The organism is Streptomyces himastatinicus ATCC 53653 (assembly GCF_000158915.1).
GTDB lineage: Bacteria > Actinomycetota > Actinomycetes > Streptomycetales > Streptomycetaceae > Streptomyces > Streptomyces himastatinicus.
The window spans coordinates 3,318,228-3,337,916 of the sequence record NZ_GG657754.1 but is presented as its reverse complement, the minus strand read 5'-3'; the positions used below and the strand labels follow the sequence as shown (position 1 = coordinate 3,337,916).

19 protein-coding genes, 5 tRNA genes and 2 pseudogenes are annotated in these 19,689 nt (G+C 71.3%); 20 read left to right on the top strand and 6 right to left on the bottom strand.

What is annotated here, in order from left to right:
* The 6 genes from gltX to SSOG_RS13520 all read left to right on the top strand — a co-directional run.
* A partial coding sequence (gene gltX, locus SSOG_RS13545) for a glutamate--tRNA ligase (protein ID WP_039937483.1) occupies positions 1–1,269 on the top strand: 1,269 nt, incomplete at its 5' end.
* 167 nt (positions 1,270–1,436) lie between these two features.
* Positions 1,437–1,508: transfer RNA gene (locus SSOG_RS13540), tRNA-Gln, on the top strand.
* Between the two features lie 50 nt (positions 1,509–1,558).
* Positions 1,559–1,631, top strand: a tRNA-Glu gene (locus SSOG_RS13535).
* A 31-nt stretch (positions 1,632–1,662) separates the two neighbouring features.
* Positions 1,663–1,735, top strand: a tRNA-Glu gene (locus tag SSOG_RS13530).
* Positions 1,736–1,748: 13 nt separating this feature from the next.
* Positions 1,749–1,820, top strand: a tRNA-Gln gene (locus SSOG_RS13525).
* Between the two features lie 27 nt (positions 1,821–1,847).
* A tRNA-Glu gene (locus SSOG_RS13520) sits at positions 1,848–1,920 on the top strand.
* Positions 1,921–1,965: 45 nt separating this feature from the next.
* Here the strand turns inward: SSOG_RS13520 and SSOG_RS13515 are convergent.
* Positions 1,966–2,610: a MerR family transcriptional regulator gene (locus SSOG_RS13515; RefSeq protein WP_009714786.1), complete on the bottom strand. Its 645-nt coding sequence runs from the start codon at positions 2,608–2,610 to the stop codon at positions 1,966–1,968.
* 101 nt (positions 2,611–2,711) lie between these two features.
* Between SSOG_RS13515 and SSOG_RS13510 the strand changes: the two genes are divergently transcribed.
* On the top strand, positions 2,712–3,203 hold the full coding sequence (locus SSOG_RS13510; protein WP_009714785.1) for a DUF4188 domain-containing protein: 492 nt from the start codon (positions 2,712–2,714) through the stop codon (positions 3,201–3,203).
* 40 nt (positions 3,204–3,243) lie between these two features.
* Here the strand turns inward: SSOG_RS13510 and ndgR are convergent, their stop codons facing one another.
* On the bottom strand, positions 3,244–3,960 hold the full coding sequence (gene ndgR / locus SSOG_RS13505; RefSeq protein WP_009714784.1) for an IclR family transcriptional regulator NdgR: 717 nt from the start codon (positions 3,958–3,960) through the stop codon (positions 3,244–3,246).
* A gap of 143 nt (positions 3,961–4,103) precedes the next feature.
* Here ndgR and leuC point away from each other — a divergent pair.
* From leuC to SSOG_RS13485, 4 genes and pseudogenes are all read left to right on the top strand, one after another.
* Positions 4,104–5,536, top strand: a pseudogene (gene leuC, locus SSOG_RS13500) (3-isopropylmalate dehydratase large subunit).
* Positions 5,537–5,542: 6 nt separating this feature from the next.
* Complete coding sequence (gene leuD, locus SSOG_RS13495) at positions 5,543–6,136, top strand: 3-isopropylmalate dehydratase small subunit (RefSeq protein WP_009714782.1); 594 nt, start codon at positions 5,543–5,545, stop codon at positions 6,134–6,136.
* A gap of 124 nt (positions 6,137–6,260) precedes the next feature.
* Positions 6,261–6,506: an SCO5555 family protein gene (locus SSOG_RS13490; protein ID WP_009714781.1), complete on the top strand. Its 246-nt coding sequence runs from the start codon at positions 6,261–6,263 to the stop codon at positions 6,504–6,506.
* Positions 6,507–6,631: 125 nt separating this feature from the next.
* Positions 6,632–7,216 carry an HU family DNA-binding protein gene (locus SSOG_RS13485; protein ID WP_009714780.1) on the top strand — a complete coding sequence of 195 codons (585 nt, stop codon included), beginning with the start codon at positions 6,632–6,634 and terminating at the stop codon, positions 7,214–7,216.
* A 100-nt stretch (positions 7,217–7,316) separates the two neighbouring features.
* On the opposite strand, the gene SSOG_RS13480 is transcribed toward SSOG_RS13485, so the two are convergent.
* Complete coding sequence (locus SSOG_RS13480) at positions 7,317–7,520, bottom strand: hypothetical protein (protein ID WP_009714779.1); 204 nt, start codon at positions 7,518–7,520, stop codon at positions 7,317–7,319.
* A 48-nt stretch (positions 7,521–7,568) separates the two neighbouring features.
* Positions 7,569–8,258: a 2-phospho-L-lactate guanylyltransferase gene (gene cofC / locus SSOG_RS13475; RefSeq protein ID WP_425385415.1), complete on the bottom strand. Its 690-nt coding sequence runs from the start codon at positions 8,256–8,258 to the stop codon at positions 7,569–7,571.
* A gap of 141 nt (positions 8,259–8,399) precedes the next feature.
* On the opposite strand from cofC, the gene SSOG_RS13470 reads away from it, so the two are divergent.
* The 3 genes from SSOG_RS13470 to SSOG_RS13460 are packed head-to-tail and all read left to right on the top strand — an operon-like array spanning position 8,400 to position 11,381.
* The gene (locus SSOG_RS13470) at positions 8,400–9,176 is read left to right on the top strand and encodes a lysophospholipid acyltransferase family protein (RefSeq protein WP_009714777.1); all 777 of its coding nucleotides are present in this window, start codon (positions 8,400–8,402) and stop codon (positions 9,174–9,176) included.
* On the top strand, positions 9,173–10,174 hold the full coding sequence (locus SSOG_RS13465; protein ID WP_009714776.1) for an NAD(P)H-dependent glycerol-3-phosphate dehydrogenase: 1,002 nt from the start codon (positions 9,173–9,175) through the stop codon (positions 10,172–10,174). Before SSOG_RS13470 ends, SSOG_RS13465 begins: the two co-directional genes overlap by 4 nt.
* 34 nt (positions 10,175–10,208) lie before the next feature.
* A complete protein-coding gene (locus SSOG_RS13460; RefSeq protein WP_009714775.1) occupies positions 10,209–11,381 on the top strand; it encodes a D-alanine--D-alanine ligase family protein in 1,173 nt (390 codons plus the stop codon).
* Between the two features lie 201 nt (positions 11,382–11,582).
* On the opposite strand, the gene SSOG_RS13455 is transcribed toward SSOG_RS13460, so the two are convergent.
* Entirely contained in the window at positions 11,583–11,816 is a 234-nt protein-coding gene (locus tag SSOG_RS13455) for an Lrp/AsnC family transcriptional regulator (RefSeq protein WP_009714774.1), read from the bottom strand.
* Positions 11,817–11,953: 137 nt separating this feature from the next.
* Between SSOG_RS13455 and SSOG_RS13450 the strand changes: the two genes are divergently transcribed.
* Together SSOG_RS13450 and thiD are read left to right on the top strand one after the other, a co-directional pair.
* A complete protein-coding gene (locus tag SSOG_RS13450) occupies positions 11,954–12,922 on the top strand; it encodes a thiamine-phosphate kinase (protein ID WP_009714773.1) in 969 nt (322 codons plus the stop codon).
* Positions 12,923–12,938: 16 nt separating this feature from the next.
* Positions 12,939–13,769: a bifunctional hydroxymethylpyrimidine kinase/phosphomethylpyrimidine kinase gene (thiD, locus tag SSOG_RS13445; RefSeq protein WP_009714772.1), complete on the top strand. Its 831-nt coding sequence runs from the start codon at positions 12,939–12,941 to the stop codon at positions 13,767–13,769.
* A gap of 302 nt (positions 13,770–14,071) precedes the next feature.
* On the opposite strand, the pseudogene rpmB reads toward thiD, so the two are convergent.
* Positions 14,072–14,182: pseudogene (gene rpmB / locus SSOG_RS58430) on the bottom strand (50S ribosomal protein L28); the annotation flags it as partial.
* Positions 14,183–14,395: 213 nt separating this feature from the next.
* Between rpmB and SSOG_RS13435 the strand changes: the two are divergent.
* From SSOG_RS13435 to coaD, 4 genes are all read left to right on the top strand, one after another.
* Positions 14,396–16,141, top strand: coding sequence for a DAK2 domain-containing protein (locus SSOG_RS13435; RefSeq protein ID WP_009714770.1), 1,746 nt, complete (start codon positions 14,396–14,398; stop codon positions 16,139–16,141).
* 96 nt (positions 16,142–16,237) lie between these two features.
* Positions 16,238–18,451: an ATP-dependent DNA helicase RecG gene (gene recG, locus SSOG_RS13430; RefSeq protein ID WP_009714769.1), complete on the top strand. Its 2,214-nt coding sequence runs from the start codon at positions 16,238–16,240 to the stop codon at positions 18,449–18,451.
* A gap of 130 nt (positions 18,452–18,581) precedes the next feature.
* On the top strand, positions 18,582–19,169 hold the full coding sequence (rsmD, locus tag SSOG_RS13425) for a 16S rRNA (guanine(966)-N(2))-methyltransferase RsmD (protein WP_009714768.1): 588 nt from the start codon (positions 18,582–18,584) through the stop codon (positions 19,167–19,169).
* The gene (gene coaD / locus SSOG_RS13420) at positions 19,166–19,675 is read left to right on the top strand and encodes a pantetheine-phosphate adenylyltransferase (RefSeq protein ID WP_009714767.1); all 510 of its coding nucleotides are present in this window, start codon (positions 19,166–19,168) and stop codon (positions 19,673–19,675) included. Before rsmD ends, coaD begins: the two co-directional genes overlap by 4 nt.
* Positions 19,676–19,689: the final 14 nt, after the last annotated feature.

The following is a 19,689-nucleotide window of genomic DNA, read 5'->3' as shown; positions in this document are numbered from 1 at the left end:
GAGGGCCCCGAGGTCGGCGGCCCGCACGCGCCCTACCGCCAGTCGGAGCGTATGGACCTCTACGCCGACGTCGCGGCCAAGCTGCTGGACGCCGGTCATGCCTACCGCTGCTACTGCACGGCCGAGGAGCTGGAGGAGCGCCGCGAGGCCGCCCGCAAGGCCGGCCGCCCCTCCGGTTACGACGGCACCTGCCGGGCGCTCAGCCCCGAGCAGATCGCGGCGTATGAGGCCGAGGGCCGCGCGTCGATCGTCCGCTTCCGGATGCCCGACGAGCCGATCACCTTCACCGACCTGGTGCGTGGCGAGCTGACCTTCACCCCGGACAACGTTCCGGACTACGGCATCGTGCGCGCCAACGGCGCTCCCCTCTACACGCTCGTCAACCCCGTCGACGACGCGCTGATGGAGATCACGCACGTGCTCCGCGGTGAGGATCTGCTGTCCTCCACCCCGCGCCAGATCGCGCTCTACCGCGCGCTCGCCGAGATCGGCGTGGGCGGCGGCCAGGTGCCCGCCTTCGGTCATCTCCCGTACGTCATGGGCGAGGGCAACAAGAAGCTGTCCAAGCGCGACCCCCAGGCGTCGCTGAACCTCTACCGGGAGCGCGGTTTCCTCCCGGAGGGGCTGCTCAACTACCTGTCCCTGCTGGGCTGGTCGCTCTCGGCCGACCGGGACGTCTTCTCGCGGGATGAGATGGTCGCCGCGTTCGACATCTCGGGTGTCAACGCCAATCCGGCGCGCTTCGACCTCAAGAAGGCCGAGGCGATCAACGCGGACCACATCCGGCAGCTGGACGTCAAGACCTTCATCGAGGCGTGTGGCCCCTGGCTCCAGGCCCCGCACGCACCCTGGTCCCCGGGCCGCTTCGACGCGGCCGCCTTCGAGGAGCTGGCCCCGCTGGCCCAGACCCGGCTGACGGTGCTGTCCGACATCACCGCCAACGTCGACTTCCTCTTCCTGGCGGAGCCGGTGGAGGACGAGGCGTCGTGGACGAAGGCCATGAAGCCCGGCGCGGACGCCCTGCTGGCCACCGCCCGTACGAAGATCGCTGAGGCGGAATGGAAGGCCGAGCCCCTCAAGGAGGCCGTCCTCGCCGCCGGTGAGGAGCACGGTCTCAAGCTGGGCAAGGCGCAGGCCCCGGTCCGCGTCGCCGTGACCGGCCGCACGGTCGGCCTGCCGCTGTTCGAGTCCCTGGAGGTCCTGGGGCGCGAGCGCACCCTGGCCCGCATCGACGCGGCACTCGCCAAGCTGTCGGCGCCGTCGGCCTGACGCACCGGAGGGGCGCCGCGTGCCCGGTACGCGGCGCCACCGCCCGGCAATCCGTTTTGGTGGCCCGTCCACCATCGGGTAATGTTCTTCCTGCGCCGCCCGGGCGGGCCGAAAGGCCGGACCGGGGCGCACACCCAGACAAAACCCCGACAGGGGTGGCGTTTTGGTGGGGTATGGTGTAATTGGCAGCACGAGTGATTCTGGTTCACTTAGTCTAGGTTCGAGTCCTGGTACCCCAGCAAGAGATCTTCTCGATTTCTTCGTGAATCTCTTGATCAAGCAAGACCAAGCCCCCGTTGTGTAGCGGCCTAGCACGCCGCCCTCTCAAGGCGGTAGCGCCGGTTCGAATCCGGTCGGGGGTACGGATCTCCAGCAGCTACGGAGATTGCTAGGGCCCCCGTTGTGTAGCGGCCTAGCACGCCGCCCTCTCAAGGCGGTAGCGCCGGTTCGAATCCGGTCGGGGGTACTGGTCTATACCATGGGCTATGGTGTAATTGGCAGCACGAGTGATTCTGGTTCATTTAGTCTAGGTTCGAGTCCTGGTAGCCCAGCGCAGTACAGGATATGTGCTGATTCAGGCCCCCGTTGTGTAGCGGCCTAGCACGCCGCCCTCTCAAGGCGGTAGCGCCGGTTCGAATCCGGTCGGGGGTACAAACAGGAAAGGCCCTCCGCGGTGACGCGGAGGGCCTTTTCGTATTACGCCTGGTCGAAGCGGCGGCCGGACTCCTGGGCCTGGGCGAGCCGCCGCAGGCTCAGCAGCACCGGCTCGTACAGCACGGTCAGCGCGACGGACGCCTCGATCTGCTCGCCGGGCGTGTCGTACGTCTCCACCACATCCAGTTCGTGGACGGCCAGTTCGGACGCCAGCCGGGCGTACGGCAGCAAGTGGCCGGTGTCATGCGGGTATCCGAGGCGGGCCAGCGAAGCGATGGCCTCCACCAGCATCCGATAGGCGGGGGAGTCCTCGCGGGCGTCCCGGCCGTGGGCCCAGCCGAGCTGGTCCAGCAGTGCGTTCGCCTCCTCCCGGGCCCGGGCCGTCTCCTCGGCGTCTTCATGGGGTTCGGGGCCGTGCGGCAGCGCCCAGACCGCGGCCCCCAGCCGCAGATGCTGGCTCAGCGACTCGTCCTCGGCGGCCTTCAGTACCTCGCGCGCGGTGGCCACCGGCATCCGGCCGACCTGGATCAGTGCCCGCACCAGCCGCAGCCTGCGCAGATGCTCCTCCCCGTACTCGGCCTTGGTGGCGGTGAGGCGCTCGCCGGGCGGCAGCAGCCCTTCGCGCAGGTAGTACTTGATCGTCGCGGTGGACACCCCGCTGCGCTCGCTCAGCTCCGCCAGTCGCATGCCGTGCCTTCCCTTGCGTTTCCGTGTGGAGAGTGCCACTATCCAATCATTGGATAGCTTCACTATCCAGTATGCCGTGACGTCGGAACGAGGGGATCACCATGGGTGCCGATGTGATCGAAGGCCGTATGACCGCCGAGGGGACGGGGGAGGTGACCGTCTTCCTCATCGGGATGCGCGTCAACCGCTTCCGCGCGCTGCGCAGCTGGCTGCCGGTGTTCAAGGCCATGCCGCGGATGCTGCGCGAGCTGTCGCGGGACAAGGAGAGCGGGCTGCTGGGCTACCAGCTGCTGGTCGGCCCGCCGCGGGTGCTGTACGTCGTCCAGTACTGGGACTCGCACGAGAAGCTCCTGGCGTACGCCTCGGCGCAGGACAAGGAGCACCGCCCGGCGTGGGCCGCGTTCAACCGGCGGGCCCGGGAGGGGCGGGGGAGGGTCGGCATCTGGCACGAGACGTACGCCGTACCGGCCGGTGCGCACGAGGCGATCTACTGCGACATGCCGGCGTTCGGCCTTGGCAAGGCCACCGGGGTCGTTCCGGTCGGCCGCCGCGGTGATCGCGCGGCCGACCGGCTGTCGCTGAAGGGTGCGTAGGGGAGCGGCGCCGGGGGAGCCGGGCGCCGTAACGCCGTGATCAATTTCCCCGGCGCAGGGCGTCGGAGAGGCGTGCGGCCGCGTCGATGACGGCCTGGGCGTGCATACGGCCCGGGTGGCGGGTCAGCCGCTCGATCGGTCCGGAGACCGAGACGGAGGCGACCACACGGTTGGACGGGCCGCGCACCGGGGCGGACACGGACGCGACGCCCGGCTCCCGCTCGCCGATCGACTGGGCCCAGCCCCGCCGCCGTACGCCGGAGAGCGCCGTCGCGGTGAAGCGGGCGCCCTGGAGGCCCCGGTGCAGCCGCTCCGGCTCCTCCCAGGCCATCAGGATCTGGGCCGCCGAGCCCGCCTTCATGGGGAGGGTGGAGCCGACCGGCACGGTGTCCCGCAGTCCGGACAGCCGCTCGGCCGCCGCGACACAGATGCGCATATCGCCCTGGCGCCGGTAGAGCTGTGCGCTCTCCCCGGTCACGTCCCTGAGGTGGGTGAGGACCGGCCCGGCCGTCGCGAGCAGCCGGTCCTCGCCCGCCGCCGCGGCCAGCTCGGCCAGGCGCGGGCCCAGAATGAAGCGGCCTTGCATATCGCGCGCCACCATCCGGTGGTGCTCGAGTGCTACCGCGAGTCGGTGCGCCGTGGGGCGCGCGAGACCGGTGGCCCCGACCAGCCCCGCGAGGGTGGCCGGACCGGACTCCAGAGCGCTCAATACCAGAGCCGCCTTGTCGAGAACGCCGACGCCGCTAGAGTTGTCCATGAAACGATACTCGCGTCTCACAGTGTGAAACGCAAGTTCAATTTTTCGGGATACCCGCCACTCTGGTAAGTGGCGGGCCCGCAGGCCAGGGCACGCACTCGACACGAGTTGGGCCGGCGAAGTGGCCGGCCGGAGGGAAAGCGATGGGACGGACACTCGCGGAGAAGGTCTGGGACGACCATGTCGTCCGGCACGCCGATGGCGAGCCGGACCTCCTCTTCATCGATCTGCACCTGCTGCACGAGGTGACCAGCCCGCAGGCGTTCGACGGCCTCCGCAAGGCCGGACGCCAGGTGCGTCGTACCGATCTCACCATCGCGACCGAGGATCACAACACCCCGACCCTCGACATCGACAAGCCGATCGCGGACCCCGTCTCCCGCACCCAGTTGGAGACGCTGCGCAAGAACTGCGCGGAGTTCGGGGTGCGTCTGCACCCGCTCGGTGACGTCGAGCAGGGCGTTGTCCACGTAGTGGGACCGCAGCTGGGACTGACCCAGCCCGGCACCACCGTCGTCTGCGGTGACAGCCACACCTCCACCCACGGCGCCTTCGGCGCGCTCGCGTTCGGCATCGGCACCAGCCAGGTCGAGCACGTGCTGGCCACCCAGACGCTGCCGCTCGCGCCGTTCAAGACCATGGCCGTCACCGTCGAGGGCGAGCTGCCCGAGACCGTCACCGCCAAGGACCTGATCCTGGCGATCATCGCCCGCATCGGCACCGGCGGCGGCCAGGGCTTCGTGATCGAGTACCGTGGCGAGGCCATCGAGAAGCTCTCGATGGAGGCCCGGATGACCGTGTGCAACATGTCCATCGAGGCGGGCGCCCGGGCAGGCATGATCGCCCCGGACGAGACCACCTTCGCGTACCTCCAGGGCCGCCCGCACGCCCCGCAGGGCGAGGACTGGGACGCGGCCGTCGAGTACTGGCGCACGCTGCGCAGCGACGACGACGCGGTGTTCGACCGCGAGGTCGTCATCGACGCCTCCGAGCTGGCCCCGTTCGTCACCTGGGGCACCAACCCCGGTCAGGGCGCGCCGCTGTCGGAGTCGGTGCCGGACCCGTCCACGTTCGAGGACGCCAGCGAGAAGTACGCCCGCCGAGAAGGCCCTGGAGTACATGGGTCTGACGGCCGGGTCAGCCGCTGCGCGAAATCAAGGTGGACACCGTCTTCGTCGGTTCCTGCACCAACGGCCGCATCGAGGACCTGCGCTCCGCCGCCTCGATCCTGTACGGCCGTTCGGTGGCCGACGGGGTGCGGATGCTGGTGGTCCCCGGTTCGGTGCGGGTCGCGCTCCAGGCCGTGGAGGAGGGGCTGGACAAGGTGTTCACCCAGGCCGGCGCCGAGTGGCGGCACGCGGGCTGCTCGATGTGTCTGGGCATGAACCCCGACCAGCTCGCGCCCGGTGAGCGCTCGGCGTCCACCTCCAACCGCAACTTCGAGGGCAGGCAGGGCAAGGGCGGCCGTACCCACCTGGTCTCGCCGCAGGTGGCCGCCGCCACCGCGGTGCTCGGCCACCTGGCCTCGCCCGCCGACCTGTCCGACGCCGACGTCACCGTTCCCGTGGGGGTCTGAGCAGCCATGGAAGCATTCACCACGCACACCGGCCGGGCCGTTCCGCTGCGCCGCAGCAACGTCGACACGGACCAGATCATCCCGGCGCACTGGCTCAAGAAGGTCACCCGCGACGGTTTCGAGGACGGGCTGTTCGAGGCCTGGCGCAAGGACCCGGAGTTCGTGCTCAACCGGTCCGAGCACAAGGGCGGGACGGTTCTGGTGGCCGGCCCCGACTTCGGCACCGGCTCCTCGCGCGAGCACGCGGTATGGGCACTCCAGAACTACGGCTTCAAGGCCGTGATCTCCTCGCGCTTCGCCGACATCTTCCGCGGCAACTCCCTCAAGAACGGGTTGCTGACCGTCGTCCTGCCGCAGGAGACCGTGGACCGGCTGTGGAAGCTGGTCGAGGCGGACCCCGCCGCGGAGGTCACCGTGGACCTCGTCGACCGTCAGGTTCGAGCCGAGGGAATCACGGCTGATTTTGAGCTTGACGAGAACGCCCGGTGGCGACTCCTGGAGGGGCTGGACGACATCAGTCTCACCCTCAGGGAGGAGGCCGACATCGTCGCGTACGAGGGTCGTCGCCCCTCCTTCAAGCCCAGCACGACGGTGGTCTGAACCCCCGGTTTCCCCTGCACAGAGCAGGTTTGACATGATGCGCCGCCAGTCCTCGGACTGGCGGCGCATCGTCATGTTGAGGCCCCGTGAAGCGACAACTCGCCTCAGATGGCACAATCAGTGCATGGAACGCGACGGCCAACTCGAGCTCTACGGTCTTGTCGCCGCCCGGCTCAAGGAAGCGCACACAAGGGTGCGCACACTGCAAGTCCCGGAGGGCGTACGGATGGCGCTGTCCCGGAAGCTGCTGGTGATCACGGCAGCGTCAAAACACGATCTCGCAGACGCGGCAAGGCGTCTGGAGCGGTTGATGAACGACCTCGACGAGGGGCGTTTCCCCGAAGATCCCGACTCCGACCGAAGTCCGTGACGACCGAGTGCGTTGCGGCACAAGGGTGATTAGCCCGTTTCGTGTTTGATTTGCGGTATATATCTGCCTAACGTGCGAAAAAGCTTGAACACATTCGTTCCGGCAATGTCTCCGAAGGGGAAGACGTGAACAAGGCGCAGCTCGTAGAAGCGATTGCCGACAAGGTCGGCGGACGACAGCAGGCCGCCGAGGCGGTCGACGCGGTACTGGATGCCATCGTCCGTGCAGTGGTCGGCGGGGATCGAGTTTCGGTCACCGGTTTCGGCTCGTTCGAGAAGGTGGAACGGCCTGCCCGGTACGCCCGTAACCCGCAGACCGGGGAGCGGGTCCGGGTCAAGAAGACCTCGGTGCCCCGTTTCCGCGCGGGTCAGGGCTTCAAGGACCTGGTGAGCGGTTCGAAGAAGCTGCCGCGAGGCGGCGAGGTGGCCGTGAAGAAGGCCCCCAAGGGCAGCCTCCAGGTCGCCGCGAAGAAGGCCGCGGCCAAGAAGGCCACCGCCAAGAAGGCTGCTCCGGCGAAGAAGGCGGCCGCCAAGAAGACCACCGCGAAGAAGGCGGCCGCGAAGAAGGCGCCCGCGAAGAAGGCCACGGCCAAGAAGGCTGCTCCGGCGAAGAAGACGACCGCCAAGAAGGCCGCCGCCAAGAAGGCCCCGGCGCGCAAGACCACCGCGCGCAAGGCCCCCGCCAAGAAGACCACCGCCAGGAAGCGCTAGTCGTCGCCGCTCAGCGGCACCGTTCACGCGCCGGGCCGGGCTCCCAGAGGGAGCCCGGCCCGCGGTGCGTCATGGGCCCGGAGCCACCGCCCGGGGCCTTTCAGAACGTCTGAAGGGTGATGAAGACGACGCGCCGGTCGTCACCCTCGCCCGCCACCTCGATCCGCACCCGCTGCCCCGGCCGCAGCATCCGCAGCCCCCCGGCGTCGAAGGCCGCCGCGTCGAAGGGCAGGGGCGTGCCGTCGTCGAGCAGCACACTGCCCGTACGGGCATCGGAGTCGTAGGTGTAGGCCGTTCCCTGCATACCGCCACCCTAGTGCGCGCCACCGACGGTCCTCCCGCCGGGCACCGCCTACGTACCGGGCAGCGCGGCCCGTGGTCCCGGCGGGCAGGCGGTGCCGCACAGCCGGGCCGTGTGGGTGCCCACGCCCAGCGCCAGCGCCGCGCGCAGATCCTCCCCGGTGTCCACGTCGCGCCGTACCGAGTCGACCCCGGGTAGCTCGATCTCGTACGCGCCGGACGCCCGGTGCCGGGCCCGGGAGGCGCCCCCGAAGGCGGGGGCGAGATCGGTGCCGGGCGCCGCAGCGAGGAGTGTCGTGCCGACCCCCGCCGCATCCGCCAGAAAGGCGCGTGGGAAGCCCGCGGCGGCTTCGAGCACCTGGTCGAGGTCGGCCGTCCGCAGGGCCGGGAGATCGGCGTTCAGCGCCGCTACGGAGGCCCTGGGGCGGCTCTCTCGCACCGTCCGGGCGCCGTGCGCGAGCGCCGCGTTCAGCCCGCGCCCCGGCGTATCGGGCAGGACGCGGGCGCCGAGGGCCGCCAGCTCGCGCCCGGCGAGCGGATCGTCGGTGACCACGGTGACCCCGGCGACGCGCCGGCCGGCCAGCGCCGCGACCACCGTGTCCTTGGCGAACGCCAGCGCGAGACCCGGTCGCAGGGCGTCACCGGCGGCGTCGGAGAGCCTGCTCTTCGCCCGTGACAGGGGCTTGAGCGGCACCACCAGCGTCCACATCACAGACCTCGCGTCTCTTCCCACGGGCCCCATTCTCGCCTGCTGCCCGACTCGTCCCGGACGGGCGGGGTTACGGTGTCCTCGACAGACCGAGTACCTGGAGCGACACTTGTGCGGCTGCCCGGACGGCAGCAAGCCAGCAGGTCAGCAGGGTCCAAGAGGAGGATGTTCCGAGTGTCCGGCCGCAGAATCGGCTTCTGGTACCGCATGGCGGCGGTCATGGTGAAACCGCCGCTCGTGGTTCTGTTCAAGCGGGACTGGCACGGAATGGAGCACATTCCCGCCGACGGTGGCTTTATCACCGTGATCAACCACAACTCGTATCTCGACCCGCTCTCCTACGCGCACTTCCAGTACAACAGCGGACGCGTGCCCCGGTTCCTCGCCAAGGCTGCCCTCTTCAAGGGCGGCTTCATGGGCACGATGCTGCGCGGCACCGGACAGATCCCCGTCTTCCGCGAGTCGACCGACGCGGCCAACGCCTTCCGGGCCGCCGTCGACGCCATCAACAAGGGCGAGTGCGTGGCCTTCTACCCCGAGGGCACCCTGACCCGCGATCCCGACCTGTGGCCGATGCGCGGCAAGACCGGCGCCGCCCGGGTCGCCCTGCTCACCAAGGCCCCCGTCATCCCGGTCGCCCAGTGGGGCGCCAACGAGGCCGTGCCGCCGTACGCCAAGGAGAAGAAGGTCCGGCTGTTCCCGCGCAAGACCCTCAAGGTGCACGCGGGCCCGCCGGTGGACCTCTCCGAGTACTACGGCCAGGAGCCCACCGCCGATGTGCTGCGGGCGGCCACCGACACCATCATGGCCGCGGTCACCGAACTCCTCGCCGAGGTCCGCGGCGAGCAGGTGCCCGCCCGGGCGCGCGACCTCGACCCCGAACGGCCGCACGCCGCCGACCAGCCGCGCCCCGTGGCCGAACGCCCCGTGGCCGAAGAGGAGAGCAAGTGACGCGCTGCGCCGTCTACGGCACCGGGTCCTGGGGCACCGCCTTCGCGATGGTGCTCGCCGACGCCGGCTGCGAGGTGACGCTGTGGGGCCGCAGGCCCGATGTCGTCGAGGCCATCAACACCGGCCGCACCAATCCCGACTACTTCCCCGGCATCCGCCTCCCCGACGGGGTACGGGCCACCACCGACCCTGCCGAGGCCGCGCGCGACGCGGAGTTCACCGTCTTCTCCGTGCCCTCCCAGACGCTGCGCGGCAACCTCGCCGCCTGGGCCCCGCTGCTGCCCTCCGACACCGTCCTGGTCTCCCTGATGAAGGGCGTCGAACTCGGCACGGCCAAGCGGATGAGCGAGGTCATCGCGGAGGTCGCCGAGGCGCCCGCGGAGCGCGTCGCGGTGCTCACCGGACCCAACCTCGCCAAGGAGATCGCCGCCCGGCAGCCCGCGGCCTCCGTGGTGGCCTGCGCGGACGAGGACGTGGCACGCCGCCTCCAGACCGCGTGCCACACCCCCTACTTCCGCCCGTACACCAACACCGACGTGGTCGGCTGCGAACTCGGCGGCGCGGTGAAGAACGTCATCGCGCTGGCCGTCGGCATCGCGGACGGCATGGGCCTCGGTGACAACGCCAAGGCGTCCCTCATCACCCGCGGGCTCGCCGAAACGACCCGGCTGGGCCTCGCGATGGGCGCCGACGCGCACACCTTCGCGGGCCTGGCGGGCATGGGCGACCTGGTCGCCACCTGCTCCTCGCCGCTGTCCCGCAACCACACCTTCGGCACCAACCTGGGCCGCGGCATGACACTGGAGGAGACGATCGCGGTCACCCGGCAGACGGCCGAGGGTGTCAAGTCGTGCGAGTCCGTAGCGGATCTCGCCCGGCGCCACGACGTCGACATGCCGATCACCGAGACCGTGGTGGGCATCGTCCACGACGGCAAACAGCCGCTCGTCGCGCTCAAAGAACTGATGTCGCGCAGCGCGAAGGCCGAGCGGCACTGACGCCGTCCGAACCGCAAGGTAACCTCAACGCGATATGAGCAGCCAGACTCCTTCCTCAAGCCCTGTCCCGGCTTCCTCCGCCGGTGAGCCGCGGAAGCCGCGCGTCGCCGTGGTCTTCGGCGGGCGCAGCTCCGAGCACGCCATTTCCGTGGTCACCGCGGGGGCCGTGCTGCGCGCCATCGACCGCGAGAAGTACGACGTGCTGCCGATCGGCATCACGGCGGACGGCCGTTGGGCGCTCACCGCCGACGCGCCCGAGCGGATGGCCATCGCGGACCGGCAGCTCCCGAGCGTCGAACGGCTCGCCGAGTCCGAGGAGGGGTCGGTCGTGCTGCCGGTCGACCCGAGCAGCCGCGAGGTCGTCTACAGCGAGCCGGGCGCGGTGCCCAAGGCGCTCGGCGACGTCGACGTCGTCTTCCCCATGCTGCACGGCCCCTACGGCGAGGACGGCACCCTTCAGGGGCTGCTGGAGCTGTCCGGGGTGCCCTATGTGGGCGCCGGGGTGCTGGCCTCCGCGGTCGGCATGGACAAGGAGTACATGAAGCGGGTGTTCGTCTCGTTCGGGCTGCCCGTCGGCCCGTACGAGGTGCTCCGCCCCCGCGACTGGGAGCGGGACCCCGCCGCCGCCCGCGCCCGGATCACCGACTTCGCCGCCGAGCACGGCTGGCCGGTGTTCGTGAAGCCCTCGCGGGCCGGTTCCTCCATCGGCATCACCAAGGTCGACGGCCCGGAGCAGCTGGACGAGGCCATCGAGGAGGCCCGGCGCCACGACCCGAAGGTCATCGTGGAGGCGCTGCTGCGCGGCCGCGAGATCGAGTGCGGCGTGCTGGAATTCGAGGACGGCCCGCGGGCCAGCGTGCCGGCCGAGATCCCCCCGGTCTCCACCCACGACTTCTACGACTTCGAGGCCAAGTACATCGACGCGGCCCCCGGCGTCGTGCCCGCGCCGCTCACCGCGGAGGAGACCGAGCGGGTCCAGGAGCTGGCGGTGCGCGCGTTCGACGCGGTGTCCTGCGAGGGCCTGGTGCGCGCGGACTTCTTCCTGCTGGACAGCGGCGAGTTCGTGATCAACGAGATCAACACGATGCCCGGCTTCACCCCGATCTCCATGTACCCGCGCATGTGGCAGGAGAGCGGCGTGAGCTACCCGGAGCTGGTGGACCGGCTCATCCAGGCCGCGCTGCGCCGCTCCACGGGGCTGCGCTAGCTACTGTCGCCGCCGCGGCTCGTCCACGGTCCTCGGCAGGTCCTCGGGCAACACCCGGCGCAGGCGCGGCAGCCTGCGCCGGGGAAGTGGGAACCGACGGACGCGCTTGTGGCGTCGCAACCGTCGGCGCAGCCGCTCGCCGCGGCGGGTGACAGTACGGTGTGCGGAACTCACCGGCCGAGGTTAGCGGGGGAGCTGGATCTAGATATGGACCACCGGGCAGGTCAGTGTGCGCGTGATCCCTTCCACTTGCTGGACTTTCGCGACCACCATGCGACCGAGCTCGTCGACCGTCTCGGCCTGGGCGCGCACGATCACGTCGTACGGACCCGTGACGTCCTCGGCCTGTATCACCCCCGGGAGCTTGGCGATGACGTCGGCGACGGTCGACGCCTTGCCGACCTCGGTCTGGATCAGGATGTACGCCTGTACCACGGAACCTCCAGGGCGGCTACGAGGATCATGTGGGGAGAAGGGACGCCACGGTACCGCGTCGCCACGCGGCGCGGGGAGACCCGCGCGGCTTGCGCGGCGCGGTGGGCACAGGGCCACGAGCACGAAGGGGCAATGCGATGAAGGGCACCGTGGGCGAGTTGGGGGAGTTCGGGCTCATCAGGGAGCTCACCTCCCGGCTCACCACCACCTCGGCGGTGAGGCTGGGGCCCGGGGACGACGCCGCGGTCGTGGCCGCACCGGACCGCAGGGTGGTGGCCAGTACGGACGTCCTGCTGGAAGGCAGGCACTTCCGCCGGGACTGGTCCACCGCCTATGACGTCGGCCGCAAGGCCGCCGCGCAGAACCTCGCGGACATCGCGGCCATGGGCGCGGTGCCGACCGCGCTGCTGCTGGGCCTGGTGGTGCCCGCGGATCTGCCGGTGACCTGGCCGGCCGAGATGATGGACGGCATCCGCGACGAATGCCAGGTGGCGGGCGCCGCGGTGGTCGGCGGCGACGTGGTGCGCGGAGACGCGATCACCATCGCCATCACCGCCCTGGGCGATCTGCGCAACCATGAGCCGGTCACCCGATCCGGTGCCCGGCCGGGCGACGTTGTCGCCGTCACCGGCTGGCTGGGCTGGTCGGCCGCCGGACACGCGGTGCTCTCGCGCGGATTCCGTTCGCCGCGCGCCTTCGTCGAGGCACACCGCCGCCCGGAGCCGCCGTACCACGCGGGACCGGCCGCCGCCGGACTCGGCGCGACCGCGATGACCGACGTCAGCGACGGTCTGGTGGCCGACCTCGGGCACATCGCCGACGCCAGCCAGGTCCGTATCGATCTGCGCTCGGGGGACATCGACATCCCCTCGCAGATGTCGGACATCGGGCAGGCGGTGGGCGTCGACCCGATCCAGTGGGTGCTCAGCGGGGGAGAGGACCACGCGATCGTGGCCACCTTCCCTTCCGACGTGAAGCTGCCCGCCCGCTGGAAGGTCATCGGCGAGGTGCTCAACCCGTCGGCGCTGCCCCAGGTGACGGTGGACGGGGCGCCCTGGGTGCACGCGGGCTGGGACCATTTCGGGGATGACCAGGGCGCCGAGTAGATTCGGCCGTATGGCCATGTCCAGCGATGCTCCCCGCGTTCCCCGTGTCCCCCGTGACGGCCGGGCGCCCGTCCGTGTCCTCACCGTCGCCGGCTCGGACTCCGGCGGCGGTGCGGGCATCCAGGCCGACCTGAAGACGATGCTGGCCCTGGGCGCGCACGGGATGAGCGTGCTCACCGCGGTGACGGCGCAGAACTCCCAGGGCGTCCAGGGCGCCTGGGAGCTGCCCGCTGAGGCGGTCCGCGCCCAGTTCCGCAGCGTGGTGGACGACATCGGCGTCCAGGCGGTCAAGACGGGCATGCTGGCCACCCCCGAGCTGGTCGAGACCGTCGCCGGGCTGCTCGCGGGGCTGCCCGCCCCGGTGGTCGTCGACCCGGTCGGGGTCTCCAAGCACGGCGATTCGCTGCTGGCCGCCGAGGCGCTGGACGCGGTCCGCACCAAGCTGCTGCCCACCGCCACCGTCGCCACCCCCAACCTGGACGAGGTCGCCCAGCTGACCGGCATCCGGGCCGGTTCGGAGGGCGATCTGCGGCGGTCGGCGCGCGCGGTGCTGGACTTCGGGCCGCGCTGGGCGCTGATCAAGGGCGGCCATCTGCGGGGTGACGCGGTGGATCTGCTCACCGACGGCACCGAGGAGCACTGGCTGCGGGCGCCCCGCTACGACAACCGCCACACCCACGGCACCGGCTGCACCCTCGCCTCGGCGATCGCCACCTACCTCGCGGGCGGGATGACGGTCCCGGAGGCCGTAGGGGCGGCCAAGGCGTACGTCACGGGCGCGATCGCGGCGGGCTTCCCCCTGGGCGCGGGCATCGGCCCGGTCGACCACGGCTGGGGACTCGCCTGAGCTGCCCGGTGAGCCGAAGGGGCGCGCCGCTGTCGAAAGGGAGAGCGCGCGCAGGCCCTGAGGAACGAAGGGCCGAGCACGGTCGACCGTCGACAGGGGCTTTTGCGCCCCGGAGGCGAACCGAGCCAAAAAGGGGGTTCAGGGCATGCGTAAAGGCCGGTCCACTGTCATGTGTGGACCGGCCTCGGCAACCGGAATCCCGCTCGCGCGGGGGGTAAGGCATGCGCCTAGCGCGAGACCTTGCCGGCCTTGATGCACGAGGTGCAGACGTTGAGCCGCTTCGGGGTCCGACCGACCACAGCGCGCACCGTCTGGATGTTGGGGTTCCAACGACGGCGGGTGCGGCGGTGCGAGTGCGAGATGTTGTTGCCGAAGCCCGGCCCCTTGCCGCAGACGTCGCAGTTGGCAGCCACGGGTTACTCCAAAGACGGGTCAGCCTCGCTTCCCGCGAGGAGACAGAAACTTAACGGGAACCCCGGCGTAGCCAGGATCGTGGAAGACCGGCGGCGCCAGGGGGAATAGCCCGACTCTCATCGGGCAACCGGAGCAGCATACAACGGCCACTCCCGTACAACGAAACTATCATGGCTGCCCCAGCACCCGCGGAGGGCGGCGACTAGCCTGCGATGACGCGAAGCCCGACCCCGAGGAGAACGTACGTGCCGCACACGCTCGACGCCGATGCGGTACGGATCTGGTGCGGGCTCGCGCTGGACGCGCTGGGCCGGGCCCGCGAGGACATCGACGCGATCAATGTCTATCCGGTCGCGGACGGTGACACCGGCACCAATCTGTATCTGACCGTCGAGTCCGCCGCACAGGCCGTCGACGCCGCCTTCGACAGCCACCCCGTCTCGCCGGGCGCCGCCCGCCCCAGCCTCGCCGACGTGGTGCGCGCCATGGCCCACGGTGCGCTGATCGGCGCGCGCGGCAACTCCGGCACCATCCTGGCCCAGCTGCTGCGCGGCATGGCCGACGTCCTGGCCGAAGACGGTGACGGCGGCGGCACCGGGGGCGGGGACGAGGCGGACGGGTTGCGGCGGGCCCTGCGGCGCGCTGTCGAGCTGGCGTACCTCGCCGTCGCGCATCCCGTCGAGGGGACCGTGCTGACGGTGGCCGTGGCCGCTGCCGAGGGCGCGGAGCGGGCCACCGGGGACGTCGGCACGGTGGCGCGCGCGGCGTACGAAGGGGCGCGCGCCGCACTCCAGGCGACCCCCGGGCAGCTGGACGTCCTGGCCCGCGCGGGCGTCGTCGACGCGGGCGGCTACGGCCTGGTCACGGTGTTGGGCGGGCTCGCCGAGGCCCTGTCCGGCGAAGCCCCGGCGGCACCGCCCGCCGCCCCCGCCATCCCGGCCCCCGCCTCGGCGTCGCCCCTTACGGCGGACACCGGGGCCGGTCCGGTGGACTGTTCCGCGGACGGGCCCGCGTTCGAGGTGATCTACCTCCTGGAAGCCGGCGACGGCGCCGTCGCCGGACTGCGCGAGCGGCTGGACGCGCTCGGTGACTCGCTCGTGATCGTCGGCGGCGACGGACTGTGGAACGTCCACGTCCATGTGGACGACGCGGGCGCCGCCGTGGAGGCGGGCATCCAGGCCGGACGCCCGTACCGCATCCGCATCACCCACTTCGGTGCCCCCGCCGAGCGCGGGCCCGCCGCCCCGGAGCCGGGCCGCCCCGAACGGCGTCCTGACGGCCCGTCGGGCGAGCGCGCGACGCGTGCCGTGGTCGCCGTCGTGCCCGGCGACGGCCTCGCCGCGCTGTGCGCCGAGGCCGGTGCCACCGTGGTCGCCACCGAACCCGGGAAGCCCCCCGGCGGCAGCGAGCTGGCCGAGGCGATCCGGCGCGCCCACGCCCGCGAGGTGGTGCTGCTGCCCAACGACGCCGAGCTGCGCCACCCGGCCGCGGCCGCCGCAGCGCAGGCCCGTGCCGAGGGCGTACGGGTCGCCGTGATCCCCACCCGTTCCCCGGTCCAGGGCATCGCCGCGCTCGCCGTGCACGAGCCCGCCCGCAGCTTCGACGAGGACGTCGTCGCGATGACCTCCGCAGCGGGCGCCACCCGCTGCGCCGAACTGGCCGTCGCCGAGCACCGGTCCTGGACCATGGCCGGGGTCTGCCAGGCCGGGGACGTCCTGGGCCTGATCGACGGCGACGTGGCGGTGATCGGCACCGAGCTGGCTCCGACCGCCGAGACGGTCCTGGACCGGATGCTGGCCGCGGGCGGGGAGATGGTCACGCTGGTGCTCGGCGCGGACCTCCCGGACGCGATGGCCGAGCGGCTGGAGCGCCACGTACGGGAGGGCCACTTCGCCGTCGACACGGTCGTCTACCGGGGCGGCCAGCCCTCCTCGCCGCTGATCATAGGCGTCGAATGATCCGGGAATGATGAGCGCTCGATCCTGGACATGATCCACGCCCGATCCCCGGCATGACCCGGTGAATGGCCCCGCTTGTCGGTGGTGTGGTGTGCAATGGACTGCGTGCCCGTGCTGGATGAACCCCTGAAGAAGGTCCTCGGCGGCAACACCGCGAAGGTGATGGCCGAGCACCTCGGCCTGCACACGGTCGGCGACCTGCTGCACCACTACCCGCGGCGGTACGCGGAGCGCGGCGAGCTGACGCGGCTGGCCGATCTGCCCCTGGACGAGCATGTGACCGTCGTCGCGCAGGTCGCGGACGCCCGGGTGCACAAGTTCAACAGCGGCCGGGGCCAGCGGCTGGAGGTCACCATCACCGACGGCAGCGGCCGCCTCCAGCTCGTCTTCTTCGGCAAGGGCGTGCACAAGCCGCGCGCGGAGCTGCTGCCCGGCAGCCGCGCCATGTTCGCCGGGAAGGTCTCGGTCTTCAACCACAAGCGGCAGCTGGCGCACCCCGAGTTCAAGCTGCTGCGCGCGGACAGCGGCTCGGACGCCGTGGAGGCGTTCGCCAACCAGCTGCTGCCGCTGTACCCGGCCTGCAAGCAGATGGAGTCCTGGCAGATCCAGCAGGCCGTCGACACCGTCCTGGGACCGGCGGGCCAGGAGGACACCGTGCTGGCCGGGCTGATCGACCCGCTGCCCGAGTCCCTCCGGGAGGGCCGCGGGCTGGCCACACTGCCCGGGGCGCTGCGCCGCATCCACCGCCCGCGCACCAAGGCCGATATCGCCGACGCGCGCGACCGGCTCAAGTGGGACGAGGCGTTCGTCCTCCAGGTCGCGCTGGCCCGCCGCCGCCAGGCCGACGCGACGGCGCCCGCCGCGCCCCGCCGGCCGGTGGACGGCGGTCTGCTGGACGCCTTCGACGCCCGGCTGCCGTTCACCCTCACCGACGGCCAGAAGCGGGTCAGCGCCGAGATCTTCGCCGACCTGGCCACCGACCACCCCATGCACCGGCTGCTCCAGGGCGAGGTCGGATCGGGCAAGACGATGGTCGCGCTGCGCGCGATGCTCGGCGTCGTGGACGCCGGGGGACAGGCGGCCATGCTCGCGCCGACCGAGGTGCTCGCCCAGCAGCACCACCGTTCGATCACCGAGATGATGGGCGAGCTGGCCGAGGGAGGCATGCTCGGGGGCGCCGAGCAGGGCACCAAGGTCGTGCTGCTCACCGGCTCCATGGGGGCCGCGGCCCGCCGTCAGGCGCTGCTGGACCTGGTCACCGGCGAGGCCGGGATCGTGATCGGCACCCATGCCCTGATCGAGGACAAGGTCCAGTTCCATGACCTCGGGCTGGTGGTGGTCGACGAGCAGCACCGCTTCGGTGTCGAGCAGCGCGACGCCCTGCGCTCCAAGGGCAAGCAGCCGCCGCATCTGCTGGTGATGACGGCCACCCCCATCCCGCGGACCGTCGCGATGACCGTCTTCGGCGACCTGGAGACCTCGGTCCTGGACCAGCTGCCGGCCGGCCGCTCCCCGATCGCCTCCCATGTGGTGCCCGCCAAGGACAAGCCGCACTTCCTGGCCCGCACCTGGGAGCGGGTGCGGGAGGAGGTGGCGGGCGGCCACCAGGCGTATGTGGTGTGCCCGCGTATCGGGGACGACGAGGACGAGGCGAAGGCGGCGAAGGAGAAGTCCGCCGAGGACGAGGCGGAGAAGCGCCCGCCGCTCGCGGTCCTCGACGTCGCCGACAAGCTCGCCGCGGGCCCGCTGCGCGATCTGCGGGTGGAGGTGCTGCACGGCCGGATGGCGCCGGAGGCCAAGGACGAGGTGATGCGCCGCTTCGCCGCGGGCGGGGTGGACGTGCTGGTCGCCACGACCGTCATCGAGGTGGGCGTCAACGTCCCCAACGCCACCGCCATGGTGATCATGGACGCCGACCGGTTCGGCGTCTCCCAGCTGCACCAGCTGCGCGGCCGGGTCGGCCGGGGCTCGGCCCCGGGGCTGTGCCTGCTGGTGACCGAGATGCCCGAGGCGAGCCCCGCCCGGGGGCGGCTCGGCGCGGTCGCGGCCACCCTCGACGGCTTCGAGCTGTCCCGGATCGACCTGGAGCAGCGCCGCGAGGGCGACGTCCTCGGCCAGGCCCAGTCCGGCGTCCGCTCCTCGCTGCGGGTGCTCGCCGTCATCGACGACGAGGAGGTCATCGCCGCCGCCCGGGAGGAGGCCACCGCGATCGTCACTGCCGACCCCGAGCTGACCGGCTACCCGGAGCTGCGCACCGCGCTGGACGCCCTGCTGGACAAGGAGCGGGAGGAATTCCTCGACAAGGGATGACACCCCCTAAGCGCCGCCGCGGGGCTCCCGCGCGGCGCCGGACGCCATATCGTGGAGGGGCAGCGGCCCGGCGTACCGCCCGTCGCTGCCCCGAGCACCGCGACGACCACCGCGAAGGACTGCCACACCCATGACCCGCGTGATCGCCGGAGCGGCCGGCGGACGCCGCCTGGCCGTGCCGCCGGGAAACGGCACCCGACCCACCTCGGACCGGGCGCGCGAGGGCCTGTTCTCCACCTGGGAGTCGCTGCTCGGCTCGCTGAGCGGGGCCCGGGTCCTCGATCTGTACGGCGGCTCCGGCGCGGTCGGCCTGGAGGCGCTGTCCCGGGGCGCGGCCCATGTGCTGCTGGTCGAGTCGGACCCGCGCGCCGCCCGCACCATCCGGGAGAACGTACGGGCGCTGGGGTTGCCCGGCGCCGAGCTGCGCACCGGCAAGGCCGAGGCGACCATCGGCGGACAGCCTCCGGCCACCGGCCCGTACGACGTCGTTTTCCTGGATCCGCCCTATGTGGTCAGCGACGACGATCTCCGAGAGATCCTGCTCACACTCCGTGGCAAAGGCTGGCTCGCACCCGATGCGCTGGCCACCGTGGAGCGCAGCACCAGAGGCGGGGAGTTCGGGTGGCCGGCCGGTTTCGAGGGACTGCGGTCCCGTCGCTACGGCGAGGGCACGCTTTGGTACGGTCGCGCCGCCTCGACGTGCGACAACGCGTCATGACCGGACCCGAGAGCGAGGAACTTCCGTTGCGCCGCGCAGTCTGTCCGGGGTCCTTCGACCCCGTCACCAATGGGCACCTGGACATCATCGCCCGAGCGTCCAAGCTGTATGACGTCGTCCACGTCGCCGTGATGATCAACAAGTCCAAGCAGGGGCTGTTCACGGTGGAGGAGCGGATGGATCTGCTCCGCCAGACCACCGCCGAGTACGGAAACGTGGAGGTCGAGTGCTTCCACGGGCTGCTCGTGGACTTCTGCAAGCAGCGCGACATCCCCGCCATCGTCAAGGGGCTGCGGGCCGTCAGCGACTTCGACTACGAGCTCCAGATGGCCCAGATGAACAACGGGCTGTCGGGGGTGGAGACCCTCTTCGCGCCCACCAACCCCACCTACAGCTTCCTCTCCTCCAGCCTGGTCAAGGAGGTCGCGGCCTGGGGCGGCGACATCTCCCACCTGGTGCCGCCGCTCGTCCTGGAGGCGCTGGACGAACGGCTCCGCCGGAAGTGACCGCGGACTGAGGG

Coding starts and splice junctions, on each gene's coding strand:
- leuD (WP_009714782.1), top strand. CDS start 5,543: ATGGAAGCATTCACCACGCACACCGGCCGGGCCGTTCCGCTGCGCCGC.
- rsmD (WP_009714768.1), top strand. CDS start 18,582: ATGACCCGCGTGATCGCCGGAGCGGCCGGCGGACGCCGCCTGGCCGTG.
- SSOG_RS13460 (WP_009714775.1), top strand. CDS start 10,209: ATGAGCAGCCAGACTCCTTCCTCAAGCCCTGTCCCGGCTTCCTCCGCC.
- SSOG_RS13515 (WP_009714786.1), bottom strand. CDS start 2,610: ATGCGACTGGCGGAGCTGAGCGAGCGCAGCGGGGTGTCCACCGCGACG.
- SSOG_RS13450 (WP_009714773.1), top strand. CDS start 11,954: ATGAAGGGCACCGTGGGCGAGTTGGGGGAGTTCGGGCTCATCAGGGAG.
- cofC (WP_425385415.1), bottom strand. CDS start 8,258: ATGGGGCCCGTGGGAAGAGACGCGAGGTCTGTGATGTGGACGCTGGTG.
- ndgR (WP_009714784.1), bottom strand. CDS start 3,960: ATGGACAACTCTAGCGGCGTCGGCGTTCTCGACAAGGCGGCTCTGGTA.
- SSOG_RS13480 (WP_009714779.1), bottom strand. CDS start 7,520: ATGCAGGGAACGGCCTACACCTACGACTCCGATGCCCGTACGGGCAGT.
- SSOG_RS13435 (WP_009714770.1), top strand. CDS start 14,396: ATGACGCGAAGCCCGACCCCGAGGAGAACGTACGTGCCGCACACGCTC.
- thiD (WP_009714772.1), top strand. CDS start 12,939: ATGTCCAGCGATGCTCCCCGCGTTCCCCGTGTCCCCCGTGACGGCCGG.
- coaD (WP_009714767.1), top strand. CDS start 19,166: ATGACCGGACCCGAGAGCGAGGAACTTCCGTTGCGCCGCGCAGTCTGT.
- SSOG_RS13490 (WP_009714781.1), top strand. CDS start 6,261: ATGGAACGCGACGGCCAACTCGAGCTCTACGGTCTTGTCGCCGCCCGG.
- recG (WP_009714769.1), top strand. CDS start 16,238: ATGGACTGCGTGCCCGTGCTGGATGAACCCCTGAAGAAGGTCCTCGGC.
- SSOG_RS13510 (WP_009714785.1), top strand. CDS start 2,712: ATGGGTGCCGATGTGATCGAAGGCCGTATGACCGCCGAGGGGACGGGG.